This window comes from Streptomyces sp. McG3 (assembly GCF_018619185.1).
Lineage (GTDB): Bacteria > Actinomycetota > Actinomycetes > Streptomycetales > Streptomycetaceae > Streptomyces.
Genome location: NZ_JAAXYC010000043.1, coordinates 20,533 through 38,475, shown reverse-complemented (window position 1 = coordinate 38,475; position 17,943 = coordinate 20,533). Strand labels below are relative to the sequence as shown.

At 73.9% G+C, this 17,943-nt stretch carries 11 protein-coding genes; 10 read left to right on the top strand and 1 reads right to left on the bottom strand.

The genetic code is table 11. The annotated features are described in order from the left end of the window. From fxsT to HET64_RS10330, 10 genes are all read left to right on the top strand, one after another. Positions 1 to 4,265, top strand: a 4,265-nt coding sequence (fxsT, locus tag HET64_RS10375) for an FxSxx-COOH system tetratricopeptide repeat protein (protein ID WP_285801856.1), incomplete at its 5' end; no start/stop codon positions are given. 97 nt (positions 4,266 to 4,362) lie between these two features. Continuing rightward, positions 4,363 to 5,526 (top strand): alpha/beta fold hydrolase, encoded by a 1,164-nt coding sequence (locus HET64_RS10370; protein WP_215104060.1) that lies wholly within the window; start codon positions 4,363 to 4,365, stop codon positions 5,524 to 5,526. Further along, positions 5,523 to 6,662, top strand: a complete 1,140-nt coding sequence (locus HET64_RS10365; RefSeq protein ID WP_215104058.1) for a caspase family protein — start codon at positions 5,523 to 5,525, stop codon at positions 6,660 to 6,662. Before HET64_RS10370 ends, HET64_RS10365 begins: the two co-directional genes overlap by 4 nt. Before the next feature lie 104 nt (positions 6,663 to 6,766). After that, the gene (locus HET64_RS10360; RefSeq protein WP_251145099.1) at positions 6,767 to 6,952 is read left to right on the top strand and encodes a hypothetical protein; all 186 of its coding nucleotides are present in this window, start codon (positions 6,767 to 6,769) and stop codon (positions 6,950 to 6,952) included. 65 nt (positions 6,953 to 7,017) lie between these two features. Next, entirely contained in the window at positions 7,018 to 8,928 is a 1,911-nt protein-coding gene (locus tag HET64_RS10355; RefSeq protein WP_215104056.1) for an HEXXH motif domain-containing protein, read from the top strand. Positions 8,929 to 9,139: 211 nt separating this feature from the next. Beyond that, positions 9,140 to 10,642, top strand: a complete 1,503-nt coding sequence (locus tag HET64_RS10350) for an aldehyde dehydrogenase family protein (RefSeq protein WP_215104055.1) — start codon at positions 9,140 to 9,142, stop codon at positions 10,640 to 10,642. Positions 10,643 to 10,740: 98 nt separating this feature from the next. Next, on the top strand, positions 10,741 to 12,348 hold the full coding sequence (locus HET64_RS10345) for a GMC family oxidoreductase (RefSeq protein ID WP_215104053.1): 1,608 nt from the start codon (positions 10,741 to 10,743) through the stop codon (positions 12,346 to 12,348). Further along, positions 12,345 to 13,505, top strand: coding sequence for a glycine betaine/L-proline ABC transporter ATP-binding protein (locus HET64_RS10340; protein WP_215104051.1), 1,161 nt, complete (start codon positions 12,345 to 12,347; stop codon positions 13,503 to 13,505). Before HET64_RS10345 ends, HET64_RS10340 begins: the two co-directional genes overlap by 4 nt. Beyond that, entirely contained in the window at positions 13,505 to 15,490 is a 1,986-nt protein-coding gene (locus tag HET64_RS10335; RefSeq protein WP_215104049.1) for a proline/glycine betaine ABC transporter permease, read from the top strand. The genes HET64_RS10340 and HET64_RS10335 overlap by 1 nt, the downstream gene beginning before the upstream one ends. Position 15,491: 1 nt before the next feature. Next, the gene (locus tag HET64_RS10330) at positions 15,492 to 16,466 is read left to right on the top strand and encodes an ABC transporter substrate-binding protein (protein ID WP_215104047.1); all 975 of its coding nucleotides are present in this window, start codon (positions 15,492 to 15,494) and stop codon (positions 16,464 to 16,466) included. A 63-nt stretch (positions 16,467 to 16,529) separates the two neighbouring features. Here HET64_RS10330 and HET64_RS10325 read toward each other — a convergent pair whose 3' ends face one another. After that, positions 16,530 to 17,897, bottom strand: coding sequence for a cytochrome P450 (locus HET64_RS10325; RefSeq protein WP_215104045.1), 1,368 nt, complete (start codon positions 17,895 to 17,897; stop codon positions 16,530 to 16,532). Positions 17,898 to 17,943: the final 46 nt, after the last annotated feature.

Genomic DNA, 17,943 nt, shown 5'->3' with positions numbered 1-17,943 from the left:
CCCCGGACCACCCGCCCCACGCCGAACGGCACCCCGGCACGCCCGGCCCCGACACGTCCCGCTCCGGGCAGCCTCCGGCCGCCGGCCCTCCGCCCGCAGGAGAGCCCGAACCGCTCCTCGGCCCGGTGCCCGGCCCAGCGTCCGACCCCGCGCCCCACGCCGTGCCGGGGGTCTCCGGGCTGCCCGGGCCACCGGCGTACGAACGGGAGATCAGGACCGTCCAGGAGCGCACCCGCACCGGCCCCGCACGGCTGCCGGGCTCCCGCCCCCGGGCCGTGCGGACGGCCCCGCCGCGGCTGGCCAGGTCGCTGCGCGGGCTGGGCCGCAGGGTGCCCACCGGGGGCCGGAGCGCGCTGGACGAGGAGAGCACGGCCGAGCACGGACTGACCGACGGACTGTGGGTTCCCTACTTCCTCCCCGACCGCGAGCGGGCCTTCGACCTGGTGCTCCTCGTCGACCGGGCCCCCACCATGCCGCCGTGGCACGGCACCGTCCGGCAGATCGCCGAAGAGGCGGCCCGCAGCGGGGCCTTCCGCGACGTCCGCACGGTCGGGGTGGACCTGCCCGCCGGGGCCGGCGAACCCGCGCTGCGCTGGCCCGGCGGACGCGACGGCGACCCCGCCGAACTGCTCGACGGCCGCGGCGCGCGGCTCTTCCTCGTCGTGACGGACGGACTCGCCCACGGCTGGGCGGGCCCCGGAGCCGACCGGCTACTGGAACGGCTCACCTCCGGCGGGCCCACCGCGCTGGTCCACCTCCTGCCGCCCTATCTGCGCCACCGCTCCTCGCTGTTCCCCTTCCGCGCCCAGCTGGACGCCGGAGGCTTCGGCGCCCCGAACCGGCGCTTCCGCTTCCGTCCGCCGCTCGGCGCGCACGACCCCGTCCGGCCGCTGCCCGAACCGGACGACGACACCGTGCCCGTACCGGTGCTCAGCGTGCGCGCCGGGTCCTTCCGCGCCTGGGCCGACCTGGTGACCGGCGAACGGGGCGTGCGGCGCACCCTGCCGGTGGTCCTGGCAGGGGCGATGGCCAAGGGCGCCTCCGCCCCGGGGCTGCGCACCCCGGCCGTCGACGGTCCCCGGGCGGCGGCCGCCGCCGTACGCAGGTTCCGCTCGCTCGCCAGCCCGCTGGCCCGGCAGCTCGCCGTCCTGCTGGCCCTCGCCCCCATGGACTTCGCCGTCATCGACGAGCTGCGCGACCTGGCCCTGCCGGACGCCGGGCCCGAACACCTCGCCGAGGTCATGATGGGCGGGCTGATCGACTGGGACGCCGACGCCGGGAGCGGTCCTGATTTCGCCGACGACGTGCGCGAAGCACTGCTCGCCACCAGCACCCGGACCCAACTCGCCCGCACCGTCGGCCTGCTGGCGGAGCTGCGTACGGGGCAGGGGCACGGTGCGCGGCTGCGTGCGGCCCTCCACGACCCGGTGCGGACCGCCCTCCCCGGTGCGGAGCCAGGCGCCCGCCCCTGGCTCCGGATCGAGCTGGCGGTGCTGCGGGCGCTGTCGGGCCCCTACGCCGGCCGGGCCGCCAGGGTGGCCGCCCGCCTGGTGCGTTCGCCGGACGACCCCCCTGCCCGGCCGGGTGAGATCGATGCGGATTTGCTGAAAGATGCCCCGAACTGGGCAAAGCTGCCACCGGACAGCGTCGTTTCACCAGGAGGACCCGTGCCGCCCACGACACCCCCAGCAGCTGACACCTCGGCACCAGCTGACAACACCGCCCGGAGGGCTCACGAGGAGATGGAAGTCAAAGCGCCGGAAGCACGCGTCGTCCGTTCGGGCCAGCCGAGGATCATGGGCAACGTGCCGCCCAAGAACCCCAACTTCACCGGCCGAGAGTCCCTTCTCGCCGCCGTGGAGCGGCAGCTGACCGAGGACGAGACGACGGCGGTCCTCCCGCACGCACTGCACGGCCTCGGCGGTGTGGGCAAATCGCAGATCGCGGTGGAGTACGTCTACCGTCACAGCGGCGAGTACAACGTCATCTGGTGGATCCCCGCCGAGCAGGAGAGCCTGATCCTGGCCGCGCTCGCCGAGCTGGCGGCCGGCCTCGGCCTGGAGGTCGGGCCGCAGGCGAACACCGCCGTCCCCGCCGTCCGCGAGGCCCTGCGCACCGGCAAGCCCTTCGACAACTGGCTGCTGGTCTTCGACAACGCCGAGGACATCGAGTCGGTGCGCTCGTACTTCCCCAACGGCGGACCGGGAAAGATCATCGTCACCTCGCGCAACCGGGAGTGGGAACGGGTCGCCACCCCCCTCAGCGTCGACGTCTTCGACCGTGAGGAGAGCATCTCGCTGCTCCAGCGCCGGGCCCGGGGACTGAGCACCCATGACGCGGGCCGGCTCGCCGAGGCGCTCGGCGACCTGCCCCTGGCCGTCGAACAGGCCGGCGCCTGGCACGCCGCCACCGGCATGCCGGTCGACGAGTACCTCCAGCTGCTCGACGAACACCGCCCCGAGATCCTCGAACTGGCCCCGTCCCCGGACTACCCGCTGCCCGTCGCCGCGGTCTGGGACATCTCGCTCGGCCGGCTGTCCGCCGAGAACCCGGCCGCCCGCCAGCTGCTCCAGATCTGCGCCTGCATGGCACCCGAGCCCATCCCGCTGAACATGCTCCGCGGCGGCCGCAACGTCCAGATCACCCCCGAGCTGGACCGGGTGCTGCGCGACCCGCTGCTGCTGGCCCGCGCCACCCGCGACCTGAGCAAGCTCTCGCTGGTACGCCTCGACCACAAGGCCGGCACGCTCCAGATGCACCGGCTGATGCAGAACGTGATCGTCGCCCGGCTGGCCCCGGAGGAGCGGGAGGCGATGCGCAACGCCGCCCACCTCCTCCTGACCACCGCCAAGCCCGGGCTGCCCGCCTCACCGGAACAGTGGCCCGCCTACCTCGGACTGCTGCCCCACGTGGTCGCCTCCGACGCGGTCGACAGCTCCGACGGCTGGGTGCGGGACCTGGTGTTCGACATGGTCACCTTCCTCTACTACTGGGGTGCGCACCAGGCGGGCGCGGACCTGACCCGGCGGGCGTGGGAGGCCTGGAGCGAGCAGTCGGCCGAGGAGGACCTGCACGTCATCCGGATCACCAAGATGCTCGGCTTCTACCTCCAGCACCTCGGCCGGATCCCGGAGGCCGCGGCGCTGAGCGAACAGGCCATGGAGGTCTCGCGCAGCGCGCCGATCCCGGAGGAGGAGCTCATCGACTCCATGCTCCAGATGGCCGGTTCGCTGCGCTACCGGGGCGACTTCCACGCTGCCCGGGAGCTGAGCGCCGAGGCCTTCGAACGGGCCGGCGACCTCTACGGTCCGGAGGACCCGACGACGCTGAACGCGGCCCACAGCTACGGCGTCTCGCTGCGCGTGAACGGCGACTTCCGGCGGGCGATGGAGATCGACGAAGAGGCCGCCAGGCAACGCCAGTTGCTCTACGGCCCGACCAGCGGCCTCACCCTCAACACCCTGAGCGCCCTGGCGGCGGACACCCGCGAGGCGGGCGACTTCCCCCAGGCCCGGACCTTGCAGGAGTCGACGTACCAGACCTACCGGACCCACTTCGGCCCCACCAACGCGGCGACGATCCGGGCCGCGCTGAATCTCGCGATCTGCCGCCGCCGGGCCGGACACCTGGAGGGTGCGGCAGAGCTGGTCGAGGAGATCCTGGAGCGCTTCACCACCCGGTACGGAGCCGAGTACCCGGAGACCCTGGGGGCCGCCATGGCGGCGGTCGTCGACCGCAGGATCGCGGGCAGGCTGGAGGACTCCCGGCGCCTCGGCCACCAGATCCTGGACCGCTATCGGGACGTCTTCGGTGAGCACCACCCGTACACCCTGTGCGCCATGGTCAACGTGGCCGCCACCCTGCGGGCCATGGGCGAGGTGGAGGAGGCCGAGCGGCTGGACACGGTCGCGGAGGCACGGCTCCGCGCGGACCTGGGGGAGCGGCACGTCTACACGATGGCCGCCGCGCTGGGCAGGGCCAACGACCACTACGCCCGGCTGGACTTCGCGGGCGCCCTGGAGGTGGACAGCGCCACGCTGCCGCTGCTCACCGAGGTGGCGGGCGAGGACCATCCCCTCACCCTGGTCTGCGTCGCGAACCTCTCGCTGGACCAGCGCGGCCTCGGCCGCCCCGCGGAGGCGGACCGGCTCAACGCCCGGGCGGTGGAGGGCCTGACCCGCGTCCTCGGGGATGAGCACCCGTGGCGGACCTCCGCCCGGCTGCATCAGCGCATCGAGTACGACGTGACGGTGATTCCGTTGTGAGGCGACGGACCGGGACGGCGCTGCGACGCCCGGCCCGGACCGACCACGGGACCCGGCCCGGACCGGCGGGCCGGGAGACCACTGACGGGGGCGACGCGTGACCACGGTCATATTCATCCACGGCACGGGCGTGCGGCCGCCGCACGCCGAGGCCCTCCGCGAGAGGGTCACGGCCTCGCTCGCCGAGGCCGCCCCGGGCGTGGGGGTCGTGGCGCTCGACTGGGGCGAGCGGTACGGGGCCCGGCTCGCGGCGGGCGGGGCCAGCATCCCGTACGACGGGGTCGGAGCCACCGAACGGGACGTGGGGAGCGAGGAGGACGACGAGGCCGCCGCCTGGGAGCGCCTCTACCGCGACCCGGAGGCGGAGCTGGCCCTCGCCGCCGCGCGCGACCCCTCGGGCGAGATCCCGCCGGGCGCCGCCTTCCCCGACGAGGAGTTCCGGGAGCGGCTGGCGGCGCTGGCCGCCCGGGACGAGGCGGTCGCCCCGCATCTGGGCCCGGGTCTCGGTGCGCGGGCCGCCGCCCTGGCCCGTGGTCCACTGCTCGCCCCGGCCGCCCAAGCCGTGGATCCCGAAGCCCTGGCGACGCTCCTGGCCCGTGCGCTGGTCGCCGCCGTGATCGGCGCGGCCCTCGCCGAGGACGCGCCCGTGATCCCCGACGGGGCCACCCGCGACGCCGCGGTGGACCGGATCGCCCGGGAGCTCGGCGCCGCGGCGCCCGGTACCAGCAGGGGGCCCGTGGGCCGCCTGGCCGCCCGGCCGCTGCTGCGGCTCGGCTCCCGTTACGCGGTGCGACGCCGCCGCGCCCTCACCGGGGCCGCCCACCCGGCGGCGGGCGACGTGCTCACGTTCCTCGTCCGCGGCGGCCCCCTGCGCGCCGCGCTGCGCGAGCTGGTCGCCGCCGTGGAGCCCCCGGTCGTCCTGCTCGGCCACAGCCTCGGCGGGATCATCGCCCTCGACACCCTGATCGAGGCCCCGCTGCCCGGAGTCCGGCTCCTGGTCACGGTGGGCTCGCAGGGGCCGTTCCTGTACGAGACGGGGGCACTGCCCCACCTCGAACACCCGGAGCCGCTGCCCGCCCACGTCCCCGCCTGGCTGAACATCCACGACCGCCGCGACCTGCTCGGCTTCGCCGCCGCACCGCTGTTCCCCGGCCGGGCCGAGGACATCGCGACCGACAACCGGCAACCGTTCCCCGCCGCCCACAGCGCCTACTGGACCGATCCGGCCGTCTACCGCGCCATCGCGGAGCGGCTGCCGTGAGCGCGGGCGGTGTCGACCCGGCGCGGGTGGTGGCGCTCGTCGTCGGCGTCGAGGCCTATGCGGCGGGCCCGCGCTGGACGCTGCCGGGGCCGGTCCGCGACGCACTGCGCTTCCGGGACTGGCTGCGGTCCACGGGCGTACCGGACGCCAACATCCTGCTGCACCTCGCCCCGGCGGAGGGGACGGTCACCGTCGCCGGCCACCGCGCCGCCGACCACGAGACCCTGCGGCGGGTCCTGGTCCACGAACTGCCCTCCCGGCAGGGGGACGTGCTCTGGGTCTGGTGGGGCGGGCACGGCGTTCTCGACCGGGACGAACACCTGCGGCTCTACTGCGCCGACGCCACCGACGCCGACCGCCGCAACATCGACCTGGAGTCCGCCCGCCGCCGCCTGAGCAGCGATGTCCTGCCCGGCTTCACGGAGCAGAACTGGGTCGTGGACGCCTGCCGGACCTTCGAGGAGCGCCACCGCCCGGCGGTCACGATCCCGGACGGGAGCCTCCCCGCCGGGCAGCGACTGCGCGTGCACCGGCAGAACGTGCTGCTGGCCGCCGACCGGGGGCAGCGCGCGGCCAACGACCCCGTGCGCGGCCTGGGCGTCTTCTCGGACATCCTCCTGCGCGAGCTGGCCGCCCTGCCCGGCGGTCCTGCTCCCGACCCGGAGGCGCTCTTCGCGGCCGTCCGCAACCGGTTCGACCGGCTGCGCGCCGAGGAGAGCCACACCCAGCTCCCCACGCTCCAACTGCACCGCCCCGGCCACGCGGAGCATCTGCCCGCCCGTCCGGCGACACCGCCGTCGGCGAACGGAGTCCGCCCCGGACCCGACCGGACGGGCGGCGGGCTTGTCCGGGTGGTCGAGGCGCTCCTCGCCTACCCGCTGATGAGCGACCGGGACGAACGCCAGACGATGGTCGGGGAGCTGGACCCGGTGCTGGTGGCGCGGATGCCGCGGCACGCGGTGCCCCGTACGGACATCCTGGGCATTCTGCGGACGCTGCGGCGGCGCCCGGAGGGGCCTTGGGACCTCTACCGGGCCGTCACCCTGCTCGACGACGACCCCGGCAGGGCGGTCGAACTGGAGCAAGCCCTGCGGGAGTTCCTGGCCGAGGACGGGGCCGGCCCGCCGGGTCCGTGATCGTACGGCGTGATCGCACGGGTTTCCGGAAGGCGGCCCATTCGTCATGATGGGAAGGGACAGGTGGCATCGTGTGCCGCCGGACCGAGAAGGGGGAAAAGGCCTTGCAGCAGACGGCATCGGCCGGTGATCCGGTCGACTACCTGGAGTCCGATGTGGCGGACCTCGCGGAGGTGGGCGTCGCCACCGTGCGCGCCCTCGCTCCCGCGCCCGGACAGCGTCTGCTGGACGAGATCCGAAGAGCGCGTACCAGCACGCTGTCCGAACCCCCCACCGCTCGCGCCGACTGAGCGCTGTGCGGCCCGCCCGGGAGAGGCCCCGCGGGTCACGTCGGGACCACGACAGAGGAGCGCGGGTGCACAGACCGACGCGGATGCCCGGCCACTGGTTCGACGAACTCGCGGCGGGCGGTGGTTCGGCGGAGGCCGTCGGCTTCCTCGTGCAGGGCGAACGGTCCCGACGCCTCGTACTGCTGCGGGAGTTGTTGAGCCGGCTGGAGGAGCGGCCCGCGCTTCTCGGACCCGCCGACCTGGGCGCCATCTGGCGGACCGCGGAACAGTCCGAGGTCCGAAGGCCGGGCTGCGTGGAGGAGTTGCTGCTCAGTCCGCAGGTGGGGAGCTGGCTCGCCCACGCGCTGCGCCGCCTGCACGGTACCTTCGTCGGCTCGCCGCTCTGGGTGGACGCCGGACACCTGGCCGGCGTCGCCGTGGTGGCCGCGCTGAGGGCCGGGACGGCGGCGGACCTCGTCGTGCCCGCGAGGGAGGGCGCGGTGGCCCTGCCGACGCTCGGCCTCGCCCGGCTGCCGGGCACCCCGCTGCTGGGCTTCCAGCCGGTCCACGCGCGGGTACGGGAGGGGGAGTTGCTCCTCGTCCCGACCGGGCGGGGCACCGGGGCGCAACCGCTGACCGTGCGGCCGCTCACCGCGCCGCAGAGCGCCCTGTGGTGGCCGACGCACCGGCTGCCGGTCCGGCCGGGCGGGCCCGAGGTCGCCCTGGACGACATCGACCCGTACCGCGACCTCGACCGGCCGATCCCGCCCCGACGCCTCACCCCGCGCGAACTCGACGTCTGGCAGCGCCTCTTCGCCGAGGCGGTCGCGCTGCTCGGCCCCGCCTCCGGCCCCGGCGGGCGTTCCGGCGGTACGGGGCCGGGCACCCTGCGCCCCGAGGAGATCGGGCGCATCGTGCCCTGGCCCGGACGGCTGCGACACGGCCCCGTCGCCGGGCTCAGCGCGTCCACCGCCGACGCGTTCGGGTCCATGGTGGTGGCCCGGCCACCGGACGGCGCGGCGCTCGCGGAGACGATGGTCCACGAGTTCCAGCACAGCAAACTCGGCGCGCTGCTGCACCTCTTCGCGATGCTCGACGACGATCGGGAGGAGGAGCACTACGCCCCGTGGCGCCCGGACCCGCGTCATCTGCCGGGACTTCTCCACGGGGCGTACGCCTTCGTCGGCGTCGCCGGATTCTGGCGGGACCGGATCGGGGACCGGGCGGCCGATCCGCTGGACCTGGCACCCTTCCGGTTCGCGCTCCGCCGCATCCAGACCCGTACGGTCCTGCGGACCCTGGCGACCCGCGCCGTGCTCACCGGGCCCGGCCGCCGGCTCGTCCATGGACTCACCCGCACCGTCGACGGCTGGCTCCGCGAACCCGTGGACGGGCGGGCCGTGGCCCGGGCCCGGGCGGCGGCGGCCGGCCACCGGGTCGAGTGGCGGCTGCGCAATCTGCGGTGCGCGGACGAGGAGCGGGCCGGTCTGGGCGCGGCGCTGCGCACGGGGGCTCCGCCGCCGCCCGTACGGCAGCCCCTGTTCGTCCCGGCCTCGGAACGTCCCCACTGGCAGGACGCGCGGGGCGCGCTGTACCTCCGCCCGGACATCGCGCCGGACAGCGCCCTGGACGTCACCGTTCCGGACATCGGGCCGGACTTCGCGTCGGTCGCCGCTCCGGACGCCGCTGTGGACGCCGCGTCGGTCACGGTCGCCCGCGGCGGGCGCCCCCGGGCCACGCCACCGGTCCGCGCCGATGTGCTGCTGGTCCGGGGGGAGGCCGCCGCGGCACGGGAGGCGTACCGGGAGCGCTGGTCCGAGGCGCCGGGGGATCCCCATCCGCTGGCGGGCTGGCTGCTGGCGCACACCGCGCTCCACCCCGGCCACCGGCGGCTCCTCGCCCGCCCGGAGCGGTTCGCCGCCGCTGTCGCGGGGGAGGGGCCGGAGGTGTGGGAGCACGCTGCCCACTGGCTGGCTGCCCCACGACCACCCGCCTGACCAGCACCGGGCCGCCCGCACGGGGAGTTCGGGAGCCCCTCGGGGAGGCCTGCACGCGTGAGGCGCATCACTCTGAGTGAAATTCTCGGCATACATTTCGCCGGACCGGGGAGGGGTCCAGGCCGCTGGTGCGGCCGTACCCCGGTTCACCGCGCAGCACGCCCCGGCCGAACCGGAGGGGGCATTTCAGGCACGGAAGGCGAAAATCGACATGTCGGCGCTCGAAACCATCCACATCGACGGCACCTGGCGGGCCGCCGGATCAGGCGCGACGCGCGAGGTCATCGACCCCGCCGACGCCACGGTCCTGGCCGTCGTCGCGGAGGGCGGGGCCGAGGACGCCGATGCCGCGATCGCGGCGGCGCGGCGCGCCTTCGACGACGGCCCCTGGCCGCACAAGCCCGTCGCCGAGCGGGCCGGGTTGCTGCGCCGGGTCGCCGAGCTGCTCCAGCGTGACCGCGAGGAGATCGCGATCACCGAGAGCCGCGACACCGGCAAGACCCTCGAAGAGGGCCGGGTCGACGTCGACGACGTCACAGGAGCCTTCCGCTACTTCGCCGACCTCGTGATGAACGAGAGCGGCGGCCGGGTCGTCGACGCGGGCGACCCCGATGTCCACAGCATCGTCGTCCACGAGCCCGTCGGCGTCTGCGCCCTGATCGCCCCCTGGAACTACCCGCTCCTGCAGGCCAGCTGGAAGATCGCCCCGGCCCTCGCCGCCGGCAACACCTTCGTGCTCAAGCCCAGCGAGGTCACCCCGCTCTCCACGGTCCACCTGATCCGGCTGCTCTCCGAAGCCGGTCTTCCCGACGGCGCGGCCAACCTCGTCACCGGCGCGGGCGACCCGGTGGGCGCCCGGCTGTCCGAGCACCCCGACGTCGACCTGGTCTCCTTCACCGGCGGCCTCGCCAGCGGTACGAAGGTGGCCCGGGCCGCCGCGCCGACCGTGAAGAAGGTCGCCCTGGAGCTGGGCGGCAAGAACCCCAACGTGGTCTTCGCCGACGCCTGCGCCACCGACGAGGGCTTCGACACCGCCGTCGACCAGGCACTGAACGCCGCGTTCTTCCACAGCGGCCAGGTCTGCTCCGCCGGGGCCCGGCTGATCGTCCAGGACTCGGTCAGCGAGCGGTTCGTCACCGAGCTGGCCCGCCGCGCCGACGCCATCCGCCTCGGCCGGGGCACCTTCGACGGCGTCGAGTGCGGCCCCCTCGTCTCCGCCCAGCAGCTCGCCAAGGTCGAGGCGTACGTCGCCTCCGCCCGCGAGGAGGGCGCCGTCGTCCGGGCCGGCGGCGAACGCCCGGCCCCCAGCGACGTACGGCCCGAGGGCGGCTACTTCTACCGGCCGACCGTCCTCGACGGCTGCCACCGGGAGATGCGGGTGGTCCGCGAGGAGACCTTCGGCCCGATTCTCACCGTCGAGACCTTCCGTACCGAGGAAGAGGCCATCACGCTGGCCAACGACACCGACTACGGCCTCGCGGGCGCCGTCTGGACGACCGACGCGGGCCGGGCCCGCCGGGTCGCCGGGCGGCTGCGCCACGGCACCGTGTGGATCAACGACTACCACCCCTACCTGCCGCAGGCCGAGTGGGGCGGCTTCGGAAAGTCCGGCACGGGGCGCGAGCTCGGCCCGACGGGGCTCGCCGAGTACCGCGAGTCCAAGCACATCTACCAGAACCTGAATCCGCGCCCCCAGCGCTGGTTCGCCGGCTGAAGCCTGCGGGGGCCGGACGGAACACCCGCCGTCCGGTCCCGCCCGGCTGTTCGCAGCACCACGTACACGCACGAACCTTGCAGAAGGAGCAGTGACCGATGCCCTCCACCCCCCGCAGCACCGCTGTCCCCGACGGCCCCGTGGCCGACTACGTGATCGTCGGCGGCGGCACCGCCGGATCGGTCATCGCCTCCCGGCTCACCGAGGACCCGGACGTCACCGTCACCGTCATCGAGGGCGGCCCCACCGACATCGACCGCGACGACGTGCTGACCCTGCGGCGCTGGCTCGGCCTGCTCGGCGGCGACCTCGACTACGACTACCCCACCACCGAGCAGCCGCGCGGCAACTCCCACATCCGGCACAGCCGGGCCCGGGTCCTCGGCGGGTGCTCCTCGCACAACACCCTCATCAGCTTCAAGCCGCTGCCCGGCGACTGGGACGAGTGGGCCGAGGCGGGCGCCGAGGGCTGGGGCGCGACCGCGATGGACCCGTACTTCGCCAAGCTGCGCAACAACATCGTCCCGGTCGACGAGAAGGACCGCAACGCCATCGCCCGCGACTTCGTCGACGCCGCCCAGCAGGCGGCCGGGGTCCCGCGCGTGGACAGCTTCAACAGCGAGCCGTTCCACGAGGGCGTCGGCTTCTTCGACCTCGCCTACCACCCCGAGAACAACAAGCGCTCCTCCGCCTCGGTCGCCTACCTCCATCCGCACATCGAGGCCGGCGACCGCCCCAACCTGCGGATCCTGCTGGAGACCTGGGCGTACCGGCTGGAGTTCGACGGCACCCGCGCCACCGGCGTACACGTGCGGACGAAGGACGGCGAGGAGATCCTGCTGCGCGCCGCCCGCGAAGTCATCGTCTGCGCGGGCGCGGTGGACACGCCCCGGCTGCTGCTGCACTCCGGGATCGGTCCGCGCGAGGACCTGGCGGCACTGGGCATCGACGTACGCCACGACCTTCCGGGCGTCGGCGAGAACCTGCTCGACCACCCCGAGTCCGTCATCGTCTGGGAGACCGACGGGCCCATCCCGGAGAACTCCGCGATGGACTCCGACGCGGGACTCTTCGTCCGCCGCGACCCCGGATCCCGGGGCCCGGACCTGATGTTCCACTTCTACCAGATCCCGTTCACCGACAACCCGGAGCGGCTCGGCTACGAGAAGCCCGAGCACGGGGTGTCGATGACCCCGAACATCCCCAAGCCGCGCAGCCGGGGCCGCCTCTACCTCACGAGCGCCGACCCCGAGGTCAAGCCGGCCCTGGACTTCCGCTACTTCACCGACGAGGACGACCACGACGGCCGCACCCTGGTCGACGGCATCAAGCTCGCCCGTGAGATCGCGGCCACCGAACCGCTGGCCCACTGGCTCAAGCGCGAGGTCTGCCCCGGGCCCGAGGTCACCTCGGACGAGGACATCAGCGAGTACGCACGCAAGGTCGCCCACACCGTCTACCACCCGGCCGGCACCTGCCGGATGGGCGCCGCCGACGACCAGCAGGCCGTCGTGGACCCGCAGTTGCGCATCCGGGGCCTGGAGGGCATCCGGATCGCCGACGCCTCCGTCTTCCCCACCATGCCCGCCGTCAACCCGATGATCGGCGTCCTGATGGTCGGCGAGAAGTGCGCCGAACTCCTCGCGGACCGGGTGCGTGCCACCGCGCCGGTCACCAGCACCAGCACCGGAGGCGATGCCCGATGACCGGAACCGAGACCCTCAAGGCCACCGGGAACACCGGGGCCGACGAGAACCCCGTGTTCTCCGTGCGCGACCTCTGGAAGGTCTTCGGCCCCAAGGCCGACCGGATCCCCGGCGGCGAGCACGCCGCGCTCCCGCCCGCCGAACTGCGTGCTGCCACCGGCTGCACCGCCGCCGTGCGCGACGTCTCCTTCGACGTCCGCAAGGGCGAGGTCTTCGTCGTCATGGGCCTGTCGGGCTCCGGCAAGTCGACCCTCGTACGCTGCCTGACCCGGCTGATCGAGCCCACCAGCGGCACCATCGCCATCGACGGCGAGGACGTCCTCGCGATGGACCGCTCCCGGCTGCGCGAACTCCGCCGCCACCGCGCCGCGATGGTCTTCCAGCACTTCGGACTGCTCCCGCACCGCACGGTGTTGGACAACGTCGCCTACGGCCTGGAGATCCAGGGCCTGAGCAAGGCCGAACGCCGCTCCAAGGCGGCGGAATTGGTGGCGAAGGTCGGTCTCGCGGGTCTGGAGGACCGCCGTCCGTCGCAGCTCTCCGGCGGCCAGCAGCAGCGCGTCGGGCTCGCCCGCGCGCTCGCCGTCGACCCGTCCGTCCTCCTCTTCGACGAGCCGTTCAGCGCGCTGGACCCGCTGATCCGCCGAGAGATGCAGGACGAGGTGGTCCGGCTGCACCGCGAGGAGGGCCGCACCATGGTCTTCATCACCCACGACCTCAGCGAGGCACTGCGCCTCGGCACCCGGATCGCGCTGATGCGCGACGGCGGCATCGTCCAGCTCGGCACCCCCGAGGAGATCGTGGGCTCGCCGGCCGACGACTACGTGCGCGAGTTCGTCCGCGACGTGCCGCGCGAGCAGGTCCTCACCGTTGCCACGGCCATGCGGCCCGCGCTCGCCGGGGAGAGCGAGCGCGGCCCGGCCGTACGCCCCGGGGCCACCGTCCACGAGGCCATCGAAGCGGTCTCCCGCTCCGGCGACCCCGCCGCCCGGGTGATGGACGGCGGCCGGCTCGTCGGCGTCGTCGACCACGCGTGTCTGCTCGACGTCGTCGCGGGAACGACCGGCCCCGGCCACACGACCGCCTCCGCGACCGGCGCCCCGGACACCCCCGCCGGTTCCGACGCGCCGGACGGCCCCCGCGAGGTGACCCTCTGATGGCCACCGCCCAGGCCACCCCGGCCCGTCCCGCGCAGGCGGGCGCGCGCCGGGGACCACTGGCCGTACTCCGCGACCGCCCGGCAGCGGCCAAGCTTCTGCTGCTCGCTCTCGTCGCCGCCGTCGTCGTCCCGCTCGTGCACGGCCGCTGGGGAGGCGGCGTCTGGCCCGACGCGCTGACCGCCGACCTCTCCGCGCCGCTCGGCGACGTGACGGACTGGATCGTCTCCAACCGCGACAGCCACCCGCTGTTCCTCTACTTCTTCGGCCACATCAGCAACGCCGTCGTGCTCTCCGTACGCGGGGTCTACCTGGTCCTCCTGGCCCTCGGCTGGGCCGGCGTCACCGTGTTCGCCGCCGCCGTCGCCTGGCGTGTCGCGGGGATCCGGCTCGCCCTCACCGCGGCCGTCTCCTTCCTCCTCTGCGGGCTGCTCGGCATGTGGGTGCCGACCATGCAGACGCTCGCGCTGATGGTCGTCGCCGTCCTCGCCTCCGTCGTGCTCGGACTGCTCCTCGGGCTGGCGGCCGGACTGTCCGACCGCACGTTCCGCGTCCTGCGCCCGGTGCTCGACACCATGCAGGTGCTGCCCGCCTTCGCGTATCTGCTCCCGGTGGTGCTGGTCTTCGGCATCGGCGTCCCCGGAGCCGTCCTCGCCACCGTCGTCTACGCGGCTCCGCCGATGGCCCGGCTCACCGCGCTCGGCCTGCGCGGCGCGGACGCCGGTGTGATGGAGGCCGTCGCCTCGCTCGGCGCGACCGGACGGCAGCGGCTGCTGAGCGCCCGGCTCCCGCTGGCTCGCAAGGAACTCCTCCTCGGCCTGAACCAGACCATCATGATGGCGCTCTCCATGGCCGTCATCGCCTCCGTGATCGGCGCGGGCGGCCTCGGCGACCGCGTCTACCAGGCGCTGTCCTCCGTGGACGTCGGCGCCGCGCTCGCCGCGGGCATCCCGATCGTGCTGCTGGCCGTCGTCCTGGACCGTACGACGGAGGCGGCCGGCCGCCGTATCGGCGCCGAGCCCACCGGCCCGGCCCTGCTGCGCGGCTGGCGCGGCTGGTCCCTGGCCGCCGGGCTCACCGCGGCCGTCGCCGTCGCCGGACGGGCCACCGACGGCCGGGTCTGGCCCGAGGACGTGACCGTGGCCATCGCCGGACCGGTCAACACCGCCAAGGACTGGATGGTCGACCACCTCTACACCGGGGTGCCCGTCGTCGGCGGCACCGCCGACCTCGCCGCCCACTTCACCAGCGGCGTCCTCAACCCGCTGCGCAGCGGGCTCACCGGACTGCCCTGGTGGTCGGTGCTGCTGATCGTCGCCGCCCTCGCCTGGACCATCGGCACCTGGCGCACCGCCGCCACCGCCGTCCTCGCCATGGCCGCGATCGGCGTACTCGGCGTGTGGGAACCCTCGATGGACACCCTCAGCCAGGTGCTCGCCGCCGTCGCCGTCACCCTGGTCATCGGGTTCGGCGTCGCCGTCGGAGCGGCCCGCAGCGAACGCCTGGAGCGGCTGCTGCGACCGGTCCTGGACGTCTTCCAGACCATGCCGCAGTTCGTCTACCTGATCCCCGTCGTCGCCCTCTTCGGCGTCGGCCGCGCCCCCGCCGCCGCTGCCGCGGTGATCTACGCGCTGCCCGCCGTCATCCGCATCACCACCCAGGGACTGCGGGGCGTCGACCCGGCGGCCATGGAGTGCGCCCGCTCGCTCGGCGCGACCCCCGGCCAGCAACTGCGCCAGGTCCAGATCCCGCTGGCCAGGCCCTCCCTGCTGCTCGCCGTCAACCAGGCGGTCGTCCTGGTCCTCGCCGTCGTCATCATCGGCGGACTCGTCGGATCGGGCGCACTCGGTTACGAGGTCGTCCTCGGCCTCGCCCAGGGCGACCTGGCCACCGGCCTCGTCGCCGGAGCCGCCATCGTCTGCCTCGGCCTGATGCTGGACCGGGTCACCCAGCCCACCACCCGCCGCCAGCGACAGGAGAGCTGAGATGAACCGATCCCGCACCCGCCTGCTCGTGGCGCTCACCTCGGCCGGGGCCCTGCTGGCCACGGCCGGCTGCGGCGCCGCCGACATGACCAAGCAGGCCTCGCCCTTCGCGGCCCCCGCCGGCGTCAGGACGGTCACCCTCTCGGTCCAGTCCTGGGTCGGCGCCCAGGCGAACGTCGCCGTGGCGGAGCAGCTCCTCAAGGAGAAGCTCGGCTATCGCGTCGACCTCGTCCAGACCGACGAGGTCCCCGCCTGGGACGCCCTCAGCCAGGGCCGGGTCGACGCGATCCTGGAGGACTGGGGCCACCCGGACCAGGAGAAGCTGTACGTCGACGAGAAGAAGACCATCGTCCCGGGAGGCGACCTCGGGGTCACCGGCCACATCGGCTGGTACGTCCCGAAGTACTGGGCGGACCAGCACCCGGACGTCACGGACTGGAAGAACCTCGACAAGTACGCGGACGAGCTGAAGACCGCCGAGAGCGGCGGCAAGGGCCAGCTGATGGACGGCTCGCCGTCCTACGTCACCAACGACGTGGCCCTGGTGAAGAACCTGGACCTGGACTACAAGGTGGTCTTCGCCGGCTCCGAGGCGGCCCAGATCACCCAGATCCAGCAGTTCGCCAAGGAGAAGAAGCCCTTCCTCAGCTACTGGTACCAGCCGCAGTGGCTGTTCAACGAGGTGCCGATGGTCGAGGTGAAGCTCCCCGAGTACACCGATGAGTGCGCCGCCAAGGACCCGGCGGACATCGACTGCGCGTACCCGACGACACCGCTGCAGAAGTTCCTCAACGCCGACTTCGCCGAGCGCGGCGGCGAGGCGTCCGCGTTCCTGAAGAAGTTCCACTGGTCGGAGAAGGACCAGAACGAGGTCTCCGAGATGATCGCCTCGCAGAAGCTGGACCCCCAGGAGGCGGCGAAGCGCTGGATCGAGCGCCATCCGGACGTCTGGAAGAAGTGGCTTCCGCAGGACTGACACCGCCCGGTGCCCGGCCCCTGTCCCCAGGAGCCGGGCACCGACCGCTGTCCGCCCGTCCCGCTACCGCGCCCGGACCGTCGCCAGCACGTCCCGGTCCGGCTGGAGCGTCAGACCCGTCAGCGGCGTGATCTCGCCCGGGTCCACGTCCAGGGTGAAACGGCGGGCCAGCACGGCGAGGAGAAGGACGGACTCCACCATCGCGAAGCGCGTGCCGATGCAGACCCGGGGGCCGCCGCCGAACGGGAACCACGCGTACTCCGGGATCTCGTCGCCGTCCTCGGCGTCCCAGCGCTCGGGCCGGAACTCCTCCGGCTCGGGGAACCACCGCGCGTCGCGGTGCGTGGCCCACTGGCTGCTCCACACCCGGGTGCCCTCCTCCACCGGCAGGCCGCCGATCGTCGCCCCCTCCTTCGCGATCCCGGTGATCAGCCAGATCGCCGGGAACAGTCGCAGGGTCTCCTTCACCACGGCCTGGGTGTAGTGCAGTTGTGCGTAGTCCTCGAAACCGGGCTCCCGGTCGCCGAGGACCCGGTCCAGCTCCTCGGCGAGCGCGTCGCGGACGCGGGGGTCGCGGCCGAGCAGATACCACGCCCACACCAGCGTCGTACTCGTCGTCTCATGACCGCCGATGTACAGCGTGACCGCCTCGTCCCGGATCTCCTCGTCGCTGAGGCGCGTGCCGCTCTCGTCGACGGCGGTGAGCAGCCGGCTGAGCAGATCGGGACGTTCCTCCTCGCCGTCCCGGTGCCGGGCGACGACGCGGCGCACCTCGGAGTCGATGACGGCGGCGGCCTTCCTGATCCGCGCCCGGCCCGGGGTCGGCACCCAGTCCGGCAGCAGTGCGCCGAGCCCGGCGAACTCCTTGCCGATCTCCATCTGGGCGATGTCCATCGCCCGCCCCATCGCCTCGGAGTCCGCGGGGGTGTCCACCCCGAAGATCGTGCGTACCGCGATCTTCTGGGTCAGCGCGGACATCTCCCGCTTGACGTCGACCCGTTGGCCGTCCGCCCACCGGTCCGCGAGCTCCACCGCACAGCCCGCCATCGTGGTCGCGTACGACTTGACCTGCTTGGGCCGCACGGAGGGCTGCACCAGTGAGCGCTTGCGCCGCCAGTCCCGGCCCCGCGCCACGAGCATCCCGTTGCCCAGCACCGTACGGAACGCGATGCCGAGTTTCGGCTGGTCGAAGGTGCGCTCCGTCTCGGTGAGCAACTCGCCCACCAGGTCCGGGTCGGCGAGGAAGACGCACCGGTTGCGGCCGAACCGCCAGCGCACCATGTCCCCGTGGCCACGCAGGAGTTCGAAGAATGCCAGGGGGTTCTTGCCGAACTGCGGCAGATTTCCCACGAGCGGCAGCCCCTTGGGCCCCGGCACGAACGCATGGCCGCGAGGCTGGGTGTCGGGTGCCGGGCCGGTCTGCGTGGACATCGAGGAACTCCGCTCCCTGGGGCACGCCACTGCCGGCGCGCGACTG

Bases quoted from the DNA above. Each gene is read 5' to 3' on its own strand.
- HET64_RS10325 (WP_215104045.1), bottom strand. From the start codon at position 17,897: ATGTCCACGCAGACCGGCCCGGCACCCGACACCCAGCCTCGCGGCCAT.
- HET64_RS10340 (WP_215104051.1), top strand. From the start codon at position 12,345: ATGACCGGAACCGAGACCCTCAAGGCCACCGGGAACACCGGGGCCGAC.
- HET64_RS10345 (WP_215104053.1), top strand. From the start codon at position 10,741: ATGCCCTCCACCCCCCGCAGCACCGCTGTCCCCGACGGCCCCGTGGCC.
- HET64_RS10330 (WP_215104047.1), top strand. From the start codon at position 15,492: ATGAACCGATCCCGCACCCGCCTGCTCGTGGCGCTCACCTCGGCCGGG.
- HET64_RS10335 (WP_215104049.1), top strand. From the start codon at position 13,505: ATGGCCACCGCCCAGGCCACCCCGGCCCGTCCCGCGCAGGCGGGCGCG.
- HET64_RS10350 (WP_215104055.1), top strand. From the start codon at position 9,140: ATGTCGGCGCTCGAAACCATCCACATCGACGGCACCTGGCGGGCCGCC.